This is a genomic window from Amycolatopsis ponsaeliensis (assembly GCF_030182635.1).
Lineage (GTDB): Bacteria > Actinomycetota > Actinomycetes > Mycobacteriales > Pseudonocardiaceae > Amycolatopsis > Amycolatopsis ponsaeliensis.
On the sequence record NZ_JAPZLD010000003.1, the window covers coordinates 298,077 to 313,045 of the forward strand.

General features: G+C 71.3%; 18 protein-coding genes and 1 pseudogene. 9 read left to right on the plus strand and 10 right to left on the minus strand.

What is annotated here, in order from left to right; translation table 11 throughout:
• Position 1 precedes the first annotated feature (1 nt).
• On the minus strand, positions 2 to 478 hold the full coding sequence (locus QQ657_RS06670; protein ID WP_284741171.1) for an SMI1/KNR4 family protein: 477 nt from the start codon (positions 476 to 478) through the stop codon (positions 2 to 4).
• 26 nt (positions 479 to 504) lie between these two features.
• Between QQ657_RS06670 and QQ657_RS06675 the strand changes: the two genes are divergently transcribed.
• Positions 505 to 1,347, plus strand: coding sequence for an NUDIX hydrolase (locus QQ657_RS06675; RefSeq protein ID WP_284741172.1), 843 nt, complete (start codon positions 505 to 507; stop codon positions 1,345 to 1,347).
• Here the strand turns inward: QQ657_RS06675 and QQ657_RS06680 are convergent.
• The 3 genes and pseudogenes from QQ657_RS06680 to QQ657_RS06690 form a co-directional block, all read right to left on the minus strand.
• Positions 1,344 to 2,484: pseudogene (locus QQ657_RS06680) on the minus strand (glutamate--cysteine ligase). The gene QQ657_RS06675 and the pseudogene QQ657_RS06680 sit on opposite strands and share 4 nt — an antisense overlap.
• 10 nt (positions 2,485 to 2,494) lie before the next feature.
• Positions 2,495 to 3,040, minus strand: coding sequence for a hypothetical protein (locus QQ657_RS06685; protein WP_284741173.1), 546 nt, complete (start codon positions 3,038 to 3,040; stop codon positions 2,495 to 2,497).
• Positions 3,037 to 3,804: an alpha/beta hydrolase gene (locus QQ657_RS06690; protein WP_284741174.1), complete on the minus strand. Its 768-nt coding sequence runs from the start codon at positions 3,802 to 3,804 to the stop codon at positions 3,037 to 3,039. The genes QQ657_RS06685 and QQ657_RS06690 overlap by 4 nt, the downstream gene beginning before the upstream one ends.
• Positions 3,805 to 4,013: 209 nt before the next feature.
• Here QQ657_RS06690 and QQ657_RS06695 point away from each other — a divergent pair, with 209 nt between their 5' ends.
• Together QQ657_RS06695 and QQ657_RS06700 are read left to right on the plus strand one after the other, a co-directional pair.
• Positions 4,014 to 4,775 carry a lysophospholipid acyltransferase family protein gene (locus QQ657_RS06695; RefSeq protein ID WP_284741175.1) on the plus strand — a complete coding sequence of 254 codons (762 nt, stop codon included), beginning with the start codon at positions 4,014 to 4,016 and terminating at the stop codon, positions 4,773 to 4,775.
• 17 nt (positions 4,776 to 4,792) lie between these two features.
• Positions 4,793 to 5,281, plus strand: a complete 489-nt coding sequence (locus tag QQ657_RS06700) for a polyadenylate-specific 3'-exoribonuclease AS (RefSeq protein ID WP_284741176.1) — start codon at positions 4,793 to 4,795, stop codon at positions 5,279 to 5,281.
• Positions 5,282 to 5,284: 3 nt separating this feature from the next.
• On the opposite strand, the gene QQ657_RS06705 is transcribed toward QQ657_RS06700, so the two are convergent.
• Positions 5,285 to 5,749, minus strand: coding sequence for an Lrp/AsnC family transcriptional regulator (locus QQ657_RS06705; protein WP_284741177.1), 465 nt, complete (start codon positions 5,747 to 5,749; stop codon positions 5,285 to 5,287).
• Between the two features lie 109 nt (positions 5,750 to 5,858).
• Here QQ657_RS06705 and QQ657_RS06710 point away from each other — a divergent pair, with 109 nt between their 5' ends.
• Both QQ657_RS06710 and QQ657_RS06715 read left to right on the plus strand, forming a co-directional pair.
• Positions 5,859 to 6,737 (plus strand): DMT family transporter, encoded by an 879-nt coding sequence (locus QQ657_RS06710; protein WP_284741178.1) that lies wholly within the window; start codon positions 5,859 to 5,861, stop codon positions 6,735 to 6,737.
• On the plus strand, positions 6,737 to 7,144 hold the full coding sequence (locus QQ657_RS06715; RefSeq protein WP_284741179.1) for a DUF2000 domain-containing protein: 408 nt from the start codon (positions 6,737 to 6,739) through the stop codon (positions 7,142 to 7,144). Before QQ657_RS06710 ends, QQ657_RS06715 begins: the two co-directional genes overlap by 1 nt.
• A 72-nt stretch (positions 7,145 to 7,216) precedes the next feature.
• Here QQ657_RS06715 and QQ657_RS06720 read toward each other — a convergent pair whose 3' ends face one another.
• Positions 7,217 to 8,299: a 3-deoxy-7-phosphoheptulonate synthase gene (locus QQ657_RS06720; RefSeq protein WP_284741180.1), complete on the minus strand. Its 1,083-nt coding sequence runs from the start codon at positions 8,297 to 8,299 to the stop codon at positions 7,217 to 7,219.
• 287 nt (positions 8,300 to 8,586) lie between these two features.
• Between QQ657_RS06720 and QQ657_RS06725 the strand changes: the two genes are divergently transcribed.
• Positions 8,587 to 9,612 (plus strand): 6-phosphofructokinase, encoded by a 1,026-nt coding sequence (locus QQ657_RS06725; protein ID WP_284741181.1) that lies wholly within the window; start codon positions 8,587 to 8,589, stop codon positions 9,610 to 9,612.
• Positions 9,613 to 9,675: 63 nt separating this feature from the next.
• Here the strand turns inward: QQ657_RS06725 and QQ657_RS06730 are convergent, their stop codons facing one another.
• Complete coding sequence (locus tag QQ657_RS06730) at positions 9,676 to 11,112, minus strand: aromatic amino acid ammonia-lyase (protein ID WP_284741182.1); 1,437 nt, start codon at positions 11,110 to 11,112, stop codon at positions 9,676 to 9,678.
• Between the two features lie 35 nt (positions 11,113 to 11,147).
• A complete protein-coding gene (locus QQ657_RS06735) occupies positions 11,148 to 11,633 on the minus strand; it encodes a group II truncated hemoglobin (protein WP_284741183.1) in 486 nt (161 codons plus the stop codon).
• A 67-nt stretch (positions 11,634 to 11,700) separates the two neighbouring features.
• On the opposite strand from QQ657_RS06735, the gene QQ657_RS06740 reads away from it, so the two are divergent.
• The gene (locus tag QQ657_RS06740) at positions 11,701 to 12,048 is read left to right on the plus strand and encodes a winged helix-turn-helix transcriptional regulator (protein WP_284741184.1); all 348 of its coding nucleotides are present in this window, start codon (positions 11,701 to 11,703) and stop codon (positions 12,046 to 12,048) included.
• A gap of 4 nt (positions 12,049 to 12,052) precedes the next feature.
• Here the strand turns inward: QQ657_RS06740 and QQ657_RS06745 are convergent, their stop codons facing one another.
• Complete coding sequence (locus tag QQ657_RS06745) at positions 12,053 to 12,361, minus strand: ArsR/SmtB family transcription factor (protein ID WP_434056724.1); 309 nt, start codon at positions 12,359 to 12,361, stop codon at positions 12,053 to 12,055.
• 168 nt (positions 12,362 to 12,529) lie between these two features.
• Here QQ657_RS06745 and QQ657_RS06750 point away from each other — a divergent pair, with 168 nt between their 5' ends.
• Complete coding sequence (locus QQ657_RS06750; RefSeq protein ID WP_284741186.1) at positions 12,530 to 13,750, plus strand: glycoside hydrolase family 18 protein; 1,221 nt, start codon at positions 12,530 to 12,532, stop codon at positions 13,748 to 13,750.
• A gap of 56 nt (positions 13,751 to 13,806) precedes the next feature.
• On the opposite strand, the gene QQ657_RS06755 is transcribed toward QQ657_RS06750, so the two are convergent.
• Positions 13,807 to 14,199: a DUF1801 domain-containing protein gene (locus tag QQ657_RS06755; RefSeq protein WP_284741187.1), complete on the minus strand. Its 393-nt coding sequence runs from the start codon at positions 14,197 to 14,199 to the stop codon at positions 13,807 to 13,809.
• Between the two features lie 64 nt (positions 14,200 to 14,263).
• Here QQ657_RS06755 and QQ657_RS06760 point away from each other — a divergent pair, with 64 nt between their 5' ends.
• Positions 14,264 to 14,929 carry a DUF2461 domain-containing protein gene (locus QQ657_RS06760; protein ID WP_284741188.1) on the plus strand — a complete coding sequence of 222 codons (666 nt, stop codon included), beginning with the start codon at positions 14,264 to 14,266 and terminating at the stop codon, positions 14,927 to 14,929.
• The last annotated feature ends 40 nt before the right edge of the window (positions 14,930 to 14,969 follow it).

Here is a 14,969-nt window from a genome sequence, read left to right on the forward strand (position 1 = left end):
CTCACTCCTCCGGGAAGCTCCCCGACGGCACCAGCCCCTCGAGGAACGCCCGGAACGTCGGCGCCAGGGCCAGCTCGGACTCCAGCTCCACGTCGAACCACGTGACCGACGGCTCCGCCGACCGGCGGTAGTCCAGCGCGACCCACGTGTGGCCGTCGCCGGACAGCACCACCACCCGCGGCGGCAGGTCCCACTCCGTGCTCAGGTACGGCGAATCCAGGATCGACAACCGGCCGCCGACGCCGAGCAGCTGGTCGAACGGCACGTGCGTGTCGCTGTACGACGTCGGCGCGCTCGTCGGGAACGCGTCGCAGTGGTCGGCGACCGTGCCGCCGTTGCGCAGGCCCAGCAGTTCTCCCAGCTCGATGGGCAGCCGGACGCCCAGCTCGCGGCCGGCGTGGGCGAACTCGCGGCCGGACAGCGGCTCACCCGGGCCGTGGTCCCAGAACGTGGGCTTGAGCTGATCGAACCGGGTCACGCCGGAGAGTGTGACAGGCTGGCCGGGTGAGTGCCCTCTCCGCGAGCGTCTTCGTCAAATGTTCCTGCGGGCACCTGCACTGGGGCCGTTACGGCGCCGCCGGCCTGCTGCTCGTCGACCCCGCGCGCGGGGTCCTCCTGCAGCGCCGGGCCTGGTGGGTGCACCACGGCCGCACCTGGGCGCTGCCCGGCGGAGCCATCGAAGCCGGGGAGACCGCCGTGACAGCGGCCGCGCGCGAAGCGTTCGAAGAGGCCTCCGTCCCCGCCGAGTCCTTCCGCGCGGTATCGGCGTCCGTGGTGGACCATGGGGACTGGAGCTACACGACCGTCCTCGCGCTGGCCGCCAGTGTGGAAGCGAAGGTCGCCAACACCGAAAGTGCGGAGGTGCGCTGGGTGGACCCCGAGGACGTGCCCACCTACCGGCTGCACCGCGACTTCGCCGCAGCCTGGCCGGACCTGCGCGACCGCGTCGGGCAGGAGCTGGTGCTCGTCGTCGACGCCGCCAACGTCGTCGGCTCGCGGCCGGACGGCTGGTGGCGCGACCGGCACGGCGCCGGCGAGCGCCTGCGCGACCAGCTCGCGAAGCTCGCCGAAGCCGGCGTGCCGGACCCCGGCGACACCACCGTGACCTGGTGGCCGCGGATCGTCCTGGTCGTCGAAGGCAAGGCCAAGCACGTCGCCGGCGTCCCGGGCGTGGAGGTCGTCGCGGCCGACACCGACGGCGACTCGAAGATCGTCGAGGTCGTCGCGCAGCAGCAGGCGCGGGTCCTGGTGGCGACGGCCGACCGCGAACTGCGCGGCCGGGTGACCGCGCTCGGCGCGTCGATCCTCGGCCCGGGCACGCTGCGCAGCCGGCTCGACGAGCTCTAACCCCTCGGGATCCCGTCGCGCATCTCGGCGACCAGCGACGCCATCACGGCCTTGAGGCTGCCCTTGTGCCGCTGCGCGACCGCGCGCTGGCGCTGGTAGCTCGGCCCGTACCGCAGGATCGTCTCGACGTCGCGCAGCTCGGCGACGCAGTCCAGGCGCCGCGCCACCGGTTCGAGCCGGTCCAGCAGGTCGGCGATGTCGTCGGTGACGAGCCGCTCGCGCCCGGCCGCGTCCAGGATGACGATCGCGTCCGTGCCGTAGCGGGCCGCGCGCCACTTGTTCTCCTGGACGTGCCACGGCGGCAGCGTCGGCAGGATCTCGCCGTCGTCGAGGCGCTCGCTGAAGTCGTCGACCAGGCACTGCGTCAGCGCCGAGATCGCGCCGACCTCCTCCAGCGTCGGCAGCCCGTCGCAGACGCGCATCTCGATCGTGCCCAGGTGCGGCGCCGGCCGGATGTCCCAGCGGATCTCCGAGAAGTGGTCGATCACGCCGGTGGTGAACATGTCCTCGGTGTAGCTCTCCAGCTCGGCCCACTTCCGGAACTGGAACGGCAGCCCGGCCGTCGGCAGCTGCTGGAACATCAGCGCCCGGTTCGACGCGTACCCGGTGTCCTCGGCGCCCCAGTACGGCGACGACGCCGAGAGCGCCTGCAGGTGCGGCGCGTAGTTCAGGAGCGCGTCGAGGATCGGCAGGACTTTGTCGCGGTGGTCGACCCCGACGTGGACGTGCACGCCGTAGATCAGCATCTGCCCGGCCCCACCACTGGGTGCGGTCGATCAGCTTGGCGTAGCGCTCCTTGTCGGTGACCTTCTGCTGGTACCAGTTCGAGAAGGGGTGCGTGCCGGCCGAGAACATCTCGACGCCGAGCGGGTCGGCGACGCCGTGCACGACGTCGAGGGACTCCGCGAGGTCCGCCTTGACCTCGGCGATCGTGTCGCAGACGCCGGTGATGATCTCGATGGTGTTGAGCAGCAGCTCCTGCTTGATCTTCGGGTGCTCGCCCTGCCCGTCGGGCCGGACGGCCTCGAGGATCCGCTCGGCGACCGACGACAGCTCGCCGCTGCGCCGGTCGACCAGGCCGAGCTCCCATTCCGCGCCGACGGTCGACCGCCGCGAAGGGCTGAACTCGATGTTCATCGCGCTTGTGTCAGACCTGGGCGCCGTTGCTGGGGTCGGCGCCGGGCGGCGGGCCCTGCCGGACGCGCAGCAGCAGCAACGCGATCGACGTCGCGAGCGCGAGGATGCCCAGCGGCGTCGCCACCGTCGGCCCGACCCCGATCGCACCGGGCAGGATCAGCAGGAACAGCCCGGCCAGGAACAGCAGCAGGATGAGGAACGCGCCCATCTTCGGCCGCGGCAGCGGCGGCGGCTCGGGCGGGACGTAGTGCTCGTCGTCGCCGGCCGGGTCGTCGGAGAACATCGTCGTGTCCCACGACGTGCCCCCGGAGCGCCAGCCGGGTTCCGGCGGGGTTTCCGCGGCCGGCGGCTCGGCGGGCCGGTCCGGCGTCCGGCGCGACTCGCTCTCGACGCCGAAGCCGGTGCTGGAAGCATCTGCGGCGCCTGCCTTGTCGGCTTTGTCCGCGGTGTCCGCCGCGTCTTCTTCGGGGAGCCCGAATCCGTCGGCCCGCAGGTCGGCGACGATCTCGGCGAACGTCGCGTCGACGTCCTCCGGCCCGTCCTTCCCCCGGCTCATGCGGTCTCCTCAGGCTGTGCGGCGTGCGCCTTCGCGAACTCGACGCTACGCGTGAAGATGACCTCGGCGTCGTTGTCCTGCGTCGCGACGTGGTAGCTGTTCTCCAGCACCACCTCGGTGACGTCGGTGCTCGAGACGCCCTGCAGCACCAGCCGCGAGTTCTCCGGCTCCACGACGTGGTCGACCGACGAGTGCAGCAGCAGCACCGGCTGCGTCACCTTCGGCAGGTCCGCGCGCACGAGCGCCCAGAGCTTCGCCAGGCTCGCCGCGGCCCGCACCGGCGTGCGCGGATAGGCCAGCTCTGTCTCGCCCGGCTTCTTGATGTCGTTCGCGATCGCCGGCACCGAAGGCACGATCTTGCCCAGCACCGGCAGCAGCTTCGTGTCCCACTTCAGCCGCGTCACCGACGGGTTGACCAGGACGATCCCGGCGATCCGGTCGCCGAACTCCTCGGCCAGCCGCAGGGTGAGCGTGCCGCCCATCGAGAGACCGCCGACGAACACGGTCTTGCAGGTCGACAGCAGCGCGAGCAGCGCCTCGCGGACGGCGCCGTACCAGTCTTCCCACGTCGTGCGGTTGAGGTCCGGCCAGCGGGTGCCGTGCCCCGGCAGCAGCGGGCAGCGCACCGTGAACCCGGCCCCGGCCAGGTGGTCACCCCAGGCCCGCATGCTCGCCGGGGTACCGGTGAACCCGTGGCAGAGCAGGAACCCGGTCTCGGCCGAACCGGTGTGGCCGAACGGTTCCGCGCCGGCGAGCACGCCCATGCGATCGCCTTCCGTGTGAGCGGTGGATTCGTCCATGCTCTCACGGCTCGCGGACCTTGTGGGGCTCCGCCCGGACCCGGAATTCCCTGTGAGATCGATCGCTGCCGGGTGGTAACCGGGTGGTCTCCGTTGTGCGGCGGCCACCGGGCTTCGTAGGCTGGCCGTCGCGGGTGACAGGGGCTGAGCTGCGATGGAGGACTGAGGCACCGGTGCTGTACTGGCTCATGAAGTGGGTATTCATCGGACCGCTGCTCAAGACGCTGTGGCCGACCAAGGTCGTCGGCGCGGAGAACATCCCCGAGAGTGGCGGCGCGATCCTCGCCGGCAACCACCTGGCGGTCGCGGACTCGTTCTTCATGCCGCTGCGGGTCAAGCGCAAGGTCACCTTCCCGGCCAAGTCCGAGTACTTCACCGAACCCGGCTTCAAGGGCCTGCTCAAGAAGTGGTTCTTCACCGGCGTCGGCCAGTTCCCGATCGACCGCTCCGGCGGCAACGCCGCCCAGGCCGCGCTCGACACCGCGACCCGCCTGGTCAAGGACGGCCACCTGCTCGGCATCTACCCCGAGGGCACCCGCTCCCCGGACGGCCGCCTGTACAAGGGCAAGACCGGCGTCGCCCGGATCGCCCTGGACTCCGGCGGCGTCGTCGTCCCGGTGGCGATGATCGGCACGGACAAGGTCAACCCCATCGGCTCCAAGATGTGGTGGCCGCGCCGCCTCGAGGTCCGCTTCGGCAAGCCTCTCGACTTTTCGCGCTACGAAGGCCTTGCCGGTGACCGGTTCATCGAGCGGTCCATCACCGACGAGATCATGTACGCGCTGATGGAGCTGTCCGGCCAGGAGTACGTCGACATCTACGCGGCGAAGGCGAAGGAACTGCTGGCCGCCGAAGCCGCCGGGGTGAAGCCGAAGGTGCCTTCCCAGCCCTCGGCGCACGACGCGGCACGGGTGCCGGATTCGAAGGTCGGCTGACCCACTAGGGTTCACCGGTGCGTTTCTTCTACGACACCGAATTCATCGAAGACGGCGTGACCATCGACCTGGTGTCCATCGGTGTCGTCGACGAGCGGGGCCGCGAGTTCTACGCGGTTTCGACCGAGTTCGACCCGTCGAAAGCCGGCCAGTGGGTCCGGGACAACGTCCTGGACAAGCTGCCGTCACCGGCCGACCGGGCGTGGCGCAGCCGCGAGAAGATCCGCGCCGACCTGCTGGAGTTCTTCGGCAAGCCGCCGGGCGGGATCGAGCTGTGGGCGTGGTTCGCCGCGTACGACCACGTCGCGCTCGCCCAGCTGTGGGGCCCGATGCCGGCCTTGCCGCGGCAGCTGCCGCGCTTCACCCGCGACCTGCGTCAGCGGTGGGAGGACGCGGGCAAGCCGAAGCTCCCGTCGGCCCCCACCGACCAGCACGACGCCCTCGCGGACGCGAAGCACAACCTCGCCCGCTGGGAGATCATCGAGGAGTACTTCCGGCGCCGCTGACGCTCACGCGTCGGGCGCCACCGGCGTGACCACAGTCCGGCGGAAGTGGTTGAAGATCACCGAAGTCCGGACGTCGACGATCTCCTTGCGCTGGGTCAGCCGGTCGAGGACGAACCCGCTCAGGTGGTCGTTGTCGGCGACCGCGATGTGCAGCAGGAAGTCGTCGCTGCCGGACATCACGAACACCGACAGCACCTCGGGCAGCCCCGCCACGAAGGCCCGGAACGACTCGATCACGGCGCGGTCGGGCGGTCGCAGCCGCACCGCGACCATCGCCTGCACCGGCCGGCCGATCTTCTTCAGGTCGACCTCGACGTGGTGCCCGCGCACGATCCCGCGCCGGGTCAGCTCCCGCACCCGTTCGAGGCACGTCGACTGCGCGATGTGCAGCCGGCGGGCGAGCTCCTTGTTGGTCTGCTTGGCGTCCTCCTGCAGCAAGGTCAGCAGCGCCGAATCCAGTTCGTCCATCGAGGGGTCCCGCCTCCCGTCGGCGAGCAGAATTCGAGGTTCTGCCCGGGTTGCCGAATCTAACACGGCGTTCGCCGGGGTCTCTCCGCTCGCTGTTTAGGGTCGGGCCATGATCACGGAAACCCGTACCGGCCGCGGCTTTGCGGTGGCCGCCGTCCTGGCCGCCGCGCTGATCTGGAGCAGCTCGTTCGCGGTGACGAAGGTGGCGCTGGCGGAGATCCCGCCGATGACGCTCGGCGCGCTGCGGTTCGCCGTCGCCGCGGCCGTCCTCGGCGTGGTGGTGCACACGGGCCGGCATCGGCTCCCGTCCCCGAGGCAACGGCTGGCCATCGGGTTCGCCGGCCTGCTCGGGATCACGGCGTACTTCGCGCTGGAGAACGCCGGCGTCGACCTGGCCACGGCATCCGACGCGACGCTGATCGTCGCTGCCTACCCGATCATCACCCTGGCGCTCTCCGGCCGCGCCGCGTTCTCCCCGGTGCGCCTGACCGGCATGCTGGTGGCGGTCGCCGGGGTCTGGCTGGTGGTGCGAGGGCAGACCGGCGGCGCGAGCGACCACCGCCTGTGGGGTGACGTGCTCCTCGTCGCCGGCGGCGTCGCCTGGGCGGCCTACAACCTGGTCGTGCGGCGGGACGGCTCCGGCGCGTCGCCGATCGTGGTCACGTACTACCAGACGCTGGCGGGCGCGGGCGGTTTCGTCCTGCTGTCGCTGACGGAGGCCGACCGCTGGAGCGTCCCGGCCGGGGGAGACCTGCTGCGGATCGCGTTCCTCGCGGCTTTCTGTTCAGTGGCGGCGTTCCTGCTCTACAACTTCGGCCTTCGCGGGCTCGAGCCGAGTGTGGCGGTCACCCTGCTCACGATCGTCCCGGTGGCCGGGCTCGGCTGGGCGGTGGTGCTGGCGGGGGAGACGTTGACCGTCTCGCAGCTGCTCGGCGGGGCCATCGTGATCGCCGGCGTGTCGCTGGGCAGCCTCCGGAAGGAAGCGTGATGGCGGACAAGTGTGTGGTGGTGGTCGGCGACGAGCTGCCCACCGGCCTGGCGACCAACGCGACGGGCGTCCTCTCGGCGACCCTCGGGCACCGGATCGGCGGCCTCGTCGGCGCCGACGTCGAGGACGCCGACGGCGTCACGCACCCCGGAATCATCCACGTGCCGCTGCCGATCCTGACGGCCCCGCGCGAAGCGGTCACCGCCATCGTCCGGGCGGCCGCCGAAGACGACGAGATCTTCTTCGTCGCCTTCAGCGCGCTCGCCCAGAGCTGCCGGACCTACGCGGAGTACACGGCCAAGCTGGCGGCCACGGCCACCGCGGACCTCGACAGCGTCGGCGTCGCCCTGCACGGTCCGCGCAAGCGCGTCGACCGGCTGGTCGGGTCGCTGCCGCTGCTGCGCTGACCTCCGCGGCGCCCGAAACTGTCGGGGTCCCCCGGTAATGTGAAAACCGGGGGACCCCAGGCCGGGGACCTCTCAGCGGCGAGCCCGCACCGCCGAAGCCAGCTCGTCCAGCAGCGGGGCCGTGTCGTCCCAAGCGAGGCACGCGTCGGTGATCGACTGCCCGTACGTCAGCTTCTCCGGGTGCCCCAGGTCGAGGTCCTGCCGGCCGGCCGCCAGGAAGCTCTCCATCATCAGCCCGGAGATCCCGCGCTCACCGGCCGAAATCCGCGAAGCCAGCTCGCGCACCACCTCGCCCTGCCGCACGTGGTCCTTGCCGCTGTTGCCGTGGCTCGCGTCGATGATCACGCGCTCCGGCAGGCCCGACTTCGCCAGCCGCGCCAGGGTGTCGGTCACGGTCCCGGCGTCGTAGTTCGGGCCGCCGTTGTGGCCGCGCAGGATCACGTGGCAGTCCGGGTTGCCCGACGTCGTCAGCAGCGCAGCCAGGCCGTCGGTGTTGATGCCCGGGAACACGTGGCTCGCCGCGGCCGCGCGGGTCGCGTCGACCGCCACCTGGACGTCGCCCTCGGTCGAGTTCTTGATGCCCACCGGCATCGACAGCGCGCTGCACAGCTGGCGGTGCACCTGGCTCGCCGCGGTCCGCGCGCCGATCGACCCCCACGTCACGATGTCTGCGATGAACTGCGGCGTGATCGGGTCGAGGAACTCGCACCCGACGGGCAGGCCGAGCCCGGAGACGTCGAGCAGCAGCTTCCGCGCCATCCGCAGGCCCTTGTTGACGGCGAACGTGCCGTCGAGGTCCGGGTCGTTGATCAGGCCCTTCCAGCCCAGCGTGGTGCGCGGCTTCTCGAAGTACACGCGCATCACGACGTGCAGTTCGCCGCGCAGTTCCTCGGCCTTCGCGGCCAGCCGGCGGCCGTAGTCGAGGGCGGCTTCCGGGTCGTGCACCGAGCACGGGCCGACGACCACGAGCAGCCGGTCGTCCCGGCCTTCGAGGATGTCGACCGTTTCGGCGCGGCCCTGCCGCACCACCTTGGCGACGGCGGCGTCGACGGGATGGTCTTCGCGCAGCATCGCGGGCGAAATGAGCGGACTGATCGACGTGGTGCGCGCGGCGTCGAGGTCACCGATGGTGGCCGGTCCGGCGGAGAGCGTCATCGCGGGGGTGTTCCTTCCTGGTGGACACCGACCCGCGCGGGGGACCCTCGCCGAGCCGGTTTCGAAATCCGGCTCGGGGGTGGAGGTCAGCGCAGGTTCACGCCGCCGTGCCCACCCGGGGCCGGCTTCGTAAACCAGTAATAGCGCTGCACGTGGTCAAGTTAGCACACACCGGAGCCGGACCGATTCGGCAGGTGGTACGGGCTGCACCGATCAAGACGTGAGCCGCTACTCTGGCGGGCGACGAAATGTGACTGTCATCTCCAGAGAACAGACGGAGGCTTCTCATGCGTGTCGGTGTGCTGACCGGCGGCGGCGACTGCCCGGGACTCAACGCGGTGATCCGCGCCGTGGTGCGCAAGGGCATCGAGGTGCACGGCTGGGACTTCGTGGGCTTCCGCAACGGCTGGAACGGCCCGCTGACCGGGGACAGCCGCCCGCTCGGCCTCAACGACGTCGAGGACATCCTCACCCGCGGCGGCACCATCCTGCGGTCCTCGCGCACCAACCCGTACAAGGTCGAGGGCGGCGTCGAGAAGATCAAGCAGGTCCTGGCCGACCAGGGCGTCGACGCGCTGATCGCGATCGGCGGCGAGGACACCCTCGGCGTCGCGAAGCGCCTGACCGACGACGGCGTCGGCGTCGTGGGCGTGCCCAAGACGATCGACAACGACCTGGGCGCCACCGACTACACCTTCGGCTTCGACACCGCGGTCTCCATCGCGACCGAAGCGATCGACCGGCTGCACACCACCGCCGAGTCGCACCACCGGGCGCTGGTCGTCGAGGTCATGGGCCGCCACGCCGGCTGGATCGCGCTGCACTCCGGCCTGGCCGGCGGCGCGAGCGTGATCCTGGTGCCGGAGCGGGCGTTCAACGTCGACCAGGTCGTCTCCTGGGTCGAGCGCCGCTTCGAGAAGGAGTTCGCGCCGATCATCGTCGTCGCCGAGGGCGCGCTGCCCGAGGGCGGCGAGGAGAAGCTGCTCACCGGCGAGAAGGACGCCTTCGGGCACGTCCGCCTCGGCGGCATCGGCACCTGGCTGGCCGACGAGATCGCCCACCGCACCGGCAAGGAGTCCCGCGCGGTGGTCCTGGGCCACGTCCAGCGCGGCGGCACCCCGACGGCGTACGACCGCGTCCTCGCGACGCGCTTCGGCCTGCAGGCGGTGGACGCGGTGGCCGACGGCGACTTCGGTGTGATGGTGGCGCTGAAGGGCACGGACATCGTCCGCGTGAAGCTGGCCGAGGCGACGGCCGAGCTGAAGACGGTCCCGGACGAGCGCTACCAGGAAGCCGAAGTCTTCTTCGGCTGAGCCTTCGCCCATGAGGGGCACCTTCATGGCTTTAAACGCCATGAAGGTGCCCCTCATGGCATTTCAGATCCGGGCGAGGGTGTCCAGGACGCCGACCGCGGCGGCGATGTCGCCGGTGAGCGGCCGGTCGTCGACGCTGTGGTCCAGCACCGCCGACGCGGCTTCGAACGCGTCGCGCACCGGCAGGTCCACCAGGTCGGCATCACGCATCCGCAGCGCCCGGACCGCCGCGACCAGCTCGCAGCCGAGCACCTGCTGGTAGGCCGAACACGCCGCCGTCGCCGCGCGGGCCGCCTGCGTCGAGAAGCTCGCGTGGTCCTCGAGGCCGCGGGAGACGACCGCCGTGCCGAGCGTCGCGGGCAGGGCCGCCTGCCGCAGTTCGGTGAGCGCGTCGTGGGCGACGTACTCCAGGATCATCACGCCGGAGCTGCCCGCCGGACCCGCCGCGAGGAACGGCCGCAGCCCGGTGAACTCCGGCTCGACCAGGTCGCCGAGCCGGGCCACCGACAGCTCCGCCACCTGGTGCACGGTCGCCCGGGCCTGGTCCAGTGCCGTCGACACGTACGCCGTGTGGAAGTGCGCGTGGTGGTAGGCGTCGCCGTGGACCGTCGAGATCATCGGGTTCTCGGTGCTGGCGTTGATCTCCACGGCGAGGACGTCGCGCAGGTAGTGGATCGCGTCCAGCGCCGGGCCCTGCACCTGCGGGAACGCCCGCAGCCCGAACGGGTCCTGGATCCGCCGCCCCGGCTTCGGCGTCTGGTGCATGCCGAGCAGCCGCCGCATCTCCGCCGCGCACGCGACCTGCCCGGCGTGCGGCCGCGCTTCGTGCACCGGCGTCGCGTACGCCTCGGGGTTGCCGTCGAGCGCGACGTACGTCAGCGCCGCGACGGCGTGGCTCGCCCGGGTCAGCGCGTCGAGCCGCATCGTGGCGAGGGTCGCTTCGGCGAGCGTCGCGGCGTTGCTGCTCATGAACGCCAGCGCGTCGCCCGCGTGCACCGGCACCGGCGGGACGTGCCGCTCGACCCACGCGCGTTCCCCGGTGAGGGCGAGCGCCGTCTCGGCCAGCGGCGCGAGGTCGCCGGTGCCGATCGCGCCGAGCCAGTGCACCAGCGGCAGCGCGCCGGCGCGGACCGCCTCGGCCAGCGCGCCGATCAGCTCGGTGCTGATCCCCGACCGGCCGGCCAGGAGCTGGTTCAGGCGGATCAGCATCATGGCGCGGACCTGGCCGGGCGGCATCGGGTCGCCGCTGCCGCCCGCGTGACTGCGCAGCAGGCGCAGGCCGTGCTCCCGCGAGCTCTCGACGGTGTCGTCCTTGTTGGCCCCGACGCCGGTCGTCCGGCCGTAGACCCGCCGCCGGGTGCTCAGTTCCCCGGCGAGCTTCCACGCGTTCTCGGCGCCGCGCAGCGCGGCGATCGAGACGTCGATGCCCAGCGGGCCCTCGGTGCGCGCCGCCGTCACGACGTCCGCGCAGCGCAGGGTCCGGCCGTCGACCCGGATCACGGGCAGCCTCCTTTCCGGCTGCCCTCACTATGCGGCTAGGACGCGGGTGGCTGCCAGGGCGGCATCGGCCAGTCCCAGTGCGGCACCGGTTCGTGCGGGTTCGGCTCGGCGCCGGGGGCCGAGAAGATGACCGCCAGCCGGCTGCCCCACTCGAGGTAGCCGGCGAAGGCGGCGCGGAACTCGGGATCGGCGGGCAGGCCGGCCTCGTCGGCGGCGTCGAGCAGGAGGTTCACCCATCGGCGCCGCTGTGGTTCGGTGATGCCGCGCCCGAGGTGGCGCCCGACCATGTGGGCGTGGCCGCCGTGGCTCGCGGAGTAGGCGGCCGGGCCGCCGAAGACCTCGCCGAGCCAGACCGCGACGTGCTTCGGGTGGTCCGGGTCCATGCCGCGGAACACGGGTTCGAGCAGCGGGTCTTCCAGGACGTGGCCGTAGAAGATCGTCAGCAGCTTCACGAGGGCTTCGTGGCCGCCGGCCCAGTCGTACAGGGTCGGGGTGGCCGGTGGGTTTTCTGGCACGATCACCCGGTCAGCGAACCAGTGGTGCTCGGGCCGGGCAACCACGTACTTTCCGGTGCGTAGGGGGAATGGGATGAAGCGGTACCACTGCGCGGTGGAGCTGGCGGTCGACCTCATCGGCGGCAAGTGGAAGCCGGTGATCCTGGCGCACCTGAAGGAGGGCGCCCACCGCTACGGCGAACTGCGGCGGCGGATGCCGGGGGTGAGCGAGAAGATGCTGACCCAGCAGCTGCGCGAGCTGGCCGCGGACGGGATCGTCCGGCGCCTCGAGCTCGACGGCCGCGTCCCGCACGTCGAGTACCACCTGACGGAGGTGGGGGAGGAGCTCCGCCCGGCGTTGACGGCGCTGTACGAGTGGGGCGAGCGCCGCGCGGCGGCCGCGGGCATCGCGTTCGAGCCGGCTCCGGAGGCCCGGACGTAACCGGTCAGCGCGGGTCGGTCTCGTCCAGGCGGCGCTCCAGCGCGTCGAGCCGGCCCGACCAGAACGCGCGGTAGGGCGCGAGCCAAGCGTCCACTTCGGCCAGAGGCTCCGGCCGCAGCGCGTAGCACCTCCGCTGGGCCGCCACCCGCACCGTCACGAGCCCGGCCTCCCGCAGCACCCGCAGGTGCTTCGACACCGCGGGCTGGCTGAGGGAAAGCTCGTCGACCAGCTCGCCGACCGACCGCTCGCCGTCGCGCAGCAGGTCCAGGATCGTGCGGCGGCGGGGTTCGGCCAGCACCTCGAACGTCTGCATCACCCCTGAAATGTGCTCCGGACGGCATATTCCTGTCAAGGCATGCGCAACCGGCCCACTGGGCTTCTTGGTCTGAACCATTGACCTAATGGTCTAGTCCACTTACGGTGGTGTGGTCCCCACCACTCCGGCACCGGCGCCGTGAGTAATTCTCCGGAGGGAGAAGACATGTCCCGTTTCCGCAGGAAGAGCTACTCGGCACTGCTGACCGCGGCGGCCGCCGCGGGCCTGGTGGCGGGTGCCGCCGCGGCCCCGGTCGCCACCGCCGCGCCCGCGTCCGCCGAAGCCTCCGTCGGCAAGGTCGTCGGCTACTTCACCGACTGGGGGGTCTACGACCGCAACTACCACGTCAAGAACATCGAGACGTCGGGCTCGGCGAGCAAGCTGACCCACATCAACTACGCGTTCGGCAACGTGACGAACGGCGGCTGCGCGATCGGCGACGCCTACGCCGACTACCAGAAGACCTACGACGCCGCGGGCAGCGTCGACGGTGTCGCCGACACCTGGGACCAGCCCCTCGCCGGCAGCTTCAACCAGCTCAAGAAGCTCAAGGCCGCGCACCCCGGTCTCAAGGTGATCTGGTCGTTCGGCGGCTGGACCTGGTCGGGCGGGTTCACGCAGGCCGCGCAGAACCCCGCCGCCTTCGCCGACTCCTGCTACAACCTGGTCAACGACCCGCGGTGGGCCGGGGTCTTCGACGGCATCGACATCGACTGGGAGTACCCCAACTCCTGCGGTCTCTCCTGCGACACCAGCGGCGCCGACGCGTACAAGAACCTGATGTCCGCGCTGCGCGCCAAGTTCGGCTCGCAGCTGGTCACCTCGGCGATCACGGCCGACGGCACCGACGGCGGCAAGATCGACGCGGCCGACTACGCGGGCGCCGCCCAGTACGTCGACTGGTACAACGTGATGACCTACGACTACTTCGGCGCCTGGGCCGCGCAGGGCCCGACGGCCCCGCACTCGCCGCTGACCACCTTCGACGGCATCCCGACGCCGGGCTTCTACTCCGACGCGGCGATCCAGAAGCTCAAGGGCAAGGGCGTTCCGTCGAACAAGCTGCTGCTGGGCATCGGCTTCTACGGCCGCGGCTGGACCGGCGTCACGCAGGACGCCCCGGGTGGCACCGCGACCGGTCCGGCGGCCGGCATCGAGCCGGGCATCCAGGACTACAAGGTGCTCAAGACGTCCTGCCCGTCGACCGGCACCGTCGCGGGCACGGCCTACGCCAAGTGCGGCAGCGACTGGTGGAGCTACGACACCCCGTCGACGATCGGCGGCAAGATCGGCTACGCCGAGCAGCAGGGCCTCGGCGGCGCGATGGTGTGGGACCTCTCGGGCGACACCACCGACGGCGAGCTGATCACGGCCGTCGCGAAGTAGCAGCAACGATCTCCCGGTGCGGCCGGTCGTGCGCGGAACGCCGGCCGCACCGGGTTTCACACCGCCCCGGCGGCCGGCGTCTCCGCCGCGGCGCGCAGCAGTTCCCCGAGCACGCCGATGTCCACGTCGGACAGGCGCTTGAACCGGACGCAGCTCTTCCCGACCGACGCCCCGGTCAGCCGGTCGGCGAACAGCTCCGGCAGGTACCGGTCGCCGACCACGCACGAAACGTAGAGCGAGATGGAGTTCTTGCGGCTCGCCAAGGACACGGTCGCCGCATCGCCTTCCCGGCCCGACGCGTACCGGTAGTGGTAGCGGCCGTACCCGGGCACGCCGAACTCCATCGTCGGCGCCAGGTCCGGCGCCGACTCGCGGATCAGCGCGTGCAGCGCCCGCACCTCGGCCTGCCGCGGCTCCGCGAGCGCGGCGAAGTACTCCTCGTGCGTCATGTCCGCGGACGCTACGCCGGGGCACCGACGATTCTTGTCGGTGCGCGCGATTAGGGTCCTCACCGTGAAGTTCAGCGGATTCGGCGAGTACGCCGTCGACTTCTACGACGGCCTCGTGGAAGACAACTCGAAGCCTTACTGGGACGACCACGTCGAGACCTACAAGACCGACGTCCGCGCCCCGATGGAGGCGCTGCTCGCGGAGCTGGCGCCGGAGTTCTCCGACGGCTTCGGCGAGCCCAAGGTGTTCCGCCCCTACCGCGACGTCCGGTTCGCCAAGGACAAGACGCCGTACAAGACCCACTGCGGCGCGGTGGTCGAGCAGGGCCGCGGCGGCGGCGCGTACTACGTCGAGGTCGGCCCGGAGGGGCTGCGTGCCGGCGGCGGCTGCTTCCACCTCGCGGCCGACCAGATCGCCCGCTTCCGCAAGGCCGTCGACACCGAGTTGCACGGCGAAGCGCTCGAGAAGATCCTCAAGAAGCTCGAGAAGGCCGGCTGGGAGATCCGGGGCGACCGGCTGAAGTCGAAGCCGCGGGGCTTCGACGCCGATCACCCCCGCCTCGACCTGCTGCGTTACCGCTCGGTGTACGCGGTCCGCGTCTGGGAGCCGGACGACGTCCTGCACGAACGAGGGGCGCTCGATCGGGTGAAGAAGGCCTGGCGGCAGCTGCGCGAGTTCAACGAGTGGGCGCGCGACCGCGTCGGGCCCAGTGAGCTGCCCCGGCGCTGACCAGCCGGACCGGACAGTTTCTGAACAGTTTTCTTGAACT

What these genes read in the sequence shown, in the direction of transcription:
- QQ657_RS06750 (WP_284741186.1), top strand. Translation starts at nt 12,530, where the DNA reads ATGTCCCGTTTCCGCAGGAAGAGCTACTCGGCACTGCTGACCGCGGCG.
- QQ657_RS06705 (WP_284741177.1), bottom strand. Translation starts at nt 5,749, where the DNA reads ATGGACGAACTGGATTCGGCGCTGCTGACCTTGCTGCAGGAGGACGCC.
- QQ657_RS06715 (WP_284741179.1), top strand. Translation starts at nt 6,737, where the DNA reads ATGGCGGACAAGTGTGTGGTGGTGGTCGGCGACGAGCTGCCCACCGGC.
- QQ657_RS06720 (WP_284741180.1), bottom strand. Translation starts at nt 8,299, where the DNA reads ATGACGCTCTCCGCCGGACCGGCCACCATCGGTGACCTCGACGCCGCG.
- QQ657_RS06690 (WP_284741174.1), bottom strand. Translation starts at nt 3,804, where the DNA reads ATGGGCGTGCTCGCCGGCGCGGAACCGTTCGGCCACACCGGTTCGGCC.
- QQ657_RS06725 (WP_284741181.1), top strand. Translation starts at nt 8,587, where the DNA reads ATGCGTGTCGGTGTGCTGACCGGCGGCGGCGACTGCCCGGGACTCAAC.
- QQ657_RS06745 (WP_434056724.1), bottom strand. Translation starts at nt 12,361, where the DNA reads ATGCAGACGTTCGAGGTGCTGGCCGAACCCCGCCGCCGCACGATCCTG.
- QQ657_RS06755 (WP_284741187.1), bottom strand. Translation starts at nt 14,199, where the DNA reads ATGACGCACGAGGAGTACTTCGCCGCGCTCGCGGAGCCGCGGCAGGCC.
- QQ657_RS06685 (WP_284741173.1), bottom strand. Translation starts at nt 3,040, where the DNA reads ATGAGCCGGGGGAAGGACGGGCCGGAGGACGTCGACGCGACGTTCGCC.
- QQ657_RS06740 (WP_284741184.1), top strand. Translation starts at nt 11,701, where the DNA reads ATGAAGCGGTACCACTGCGCGGTGGAGCTGGCGGTCGACCTCATCGGC.
- QQ657_RS06710 (WP_284741178.1), top strand. Translation starts at nt 5,859, where the DNA reads ATGATCACGGAAACCCGTACCGGCCGCGGCTTTGCGGTGGCCGCCGTC.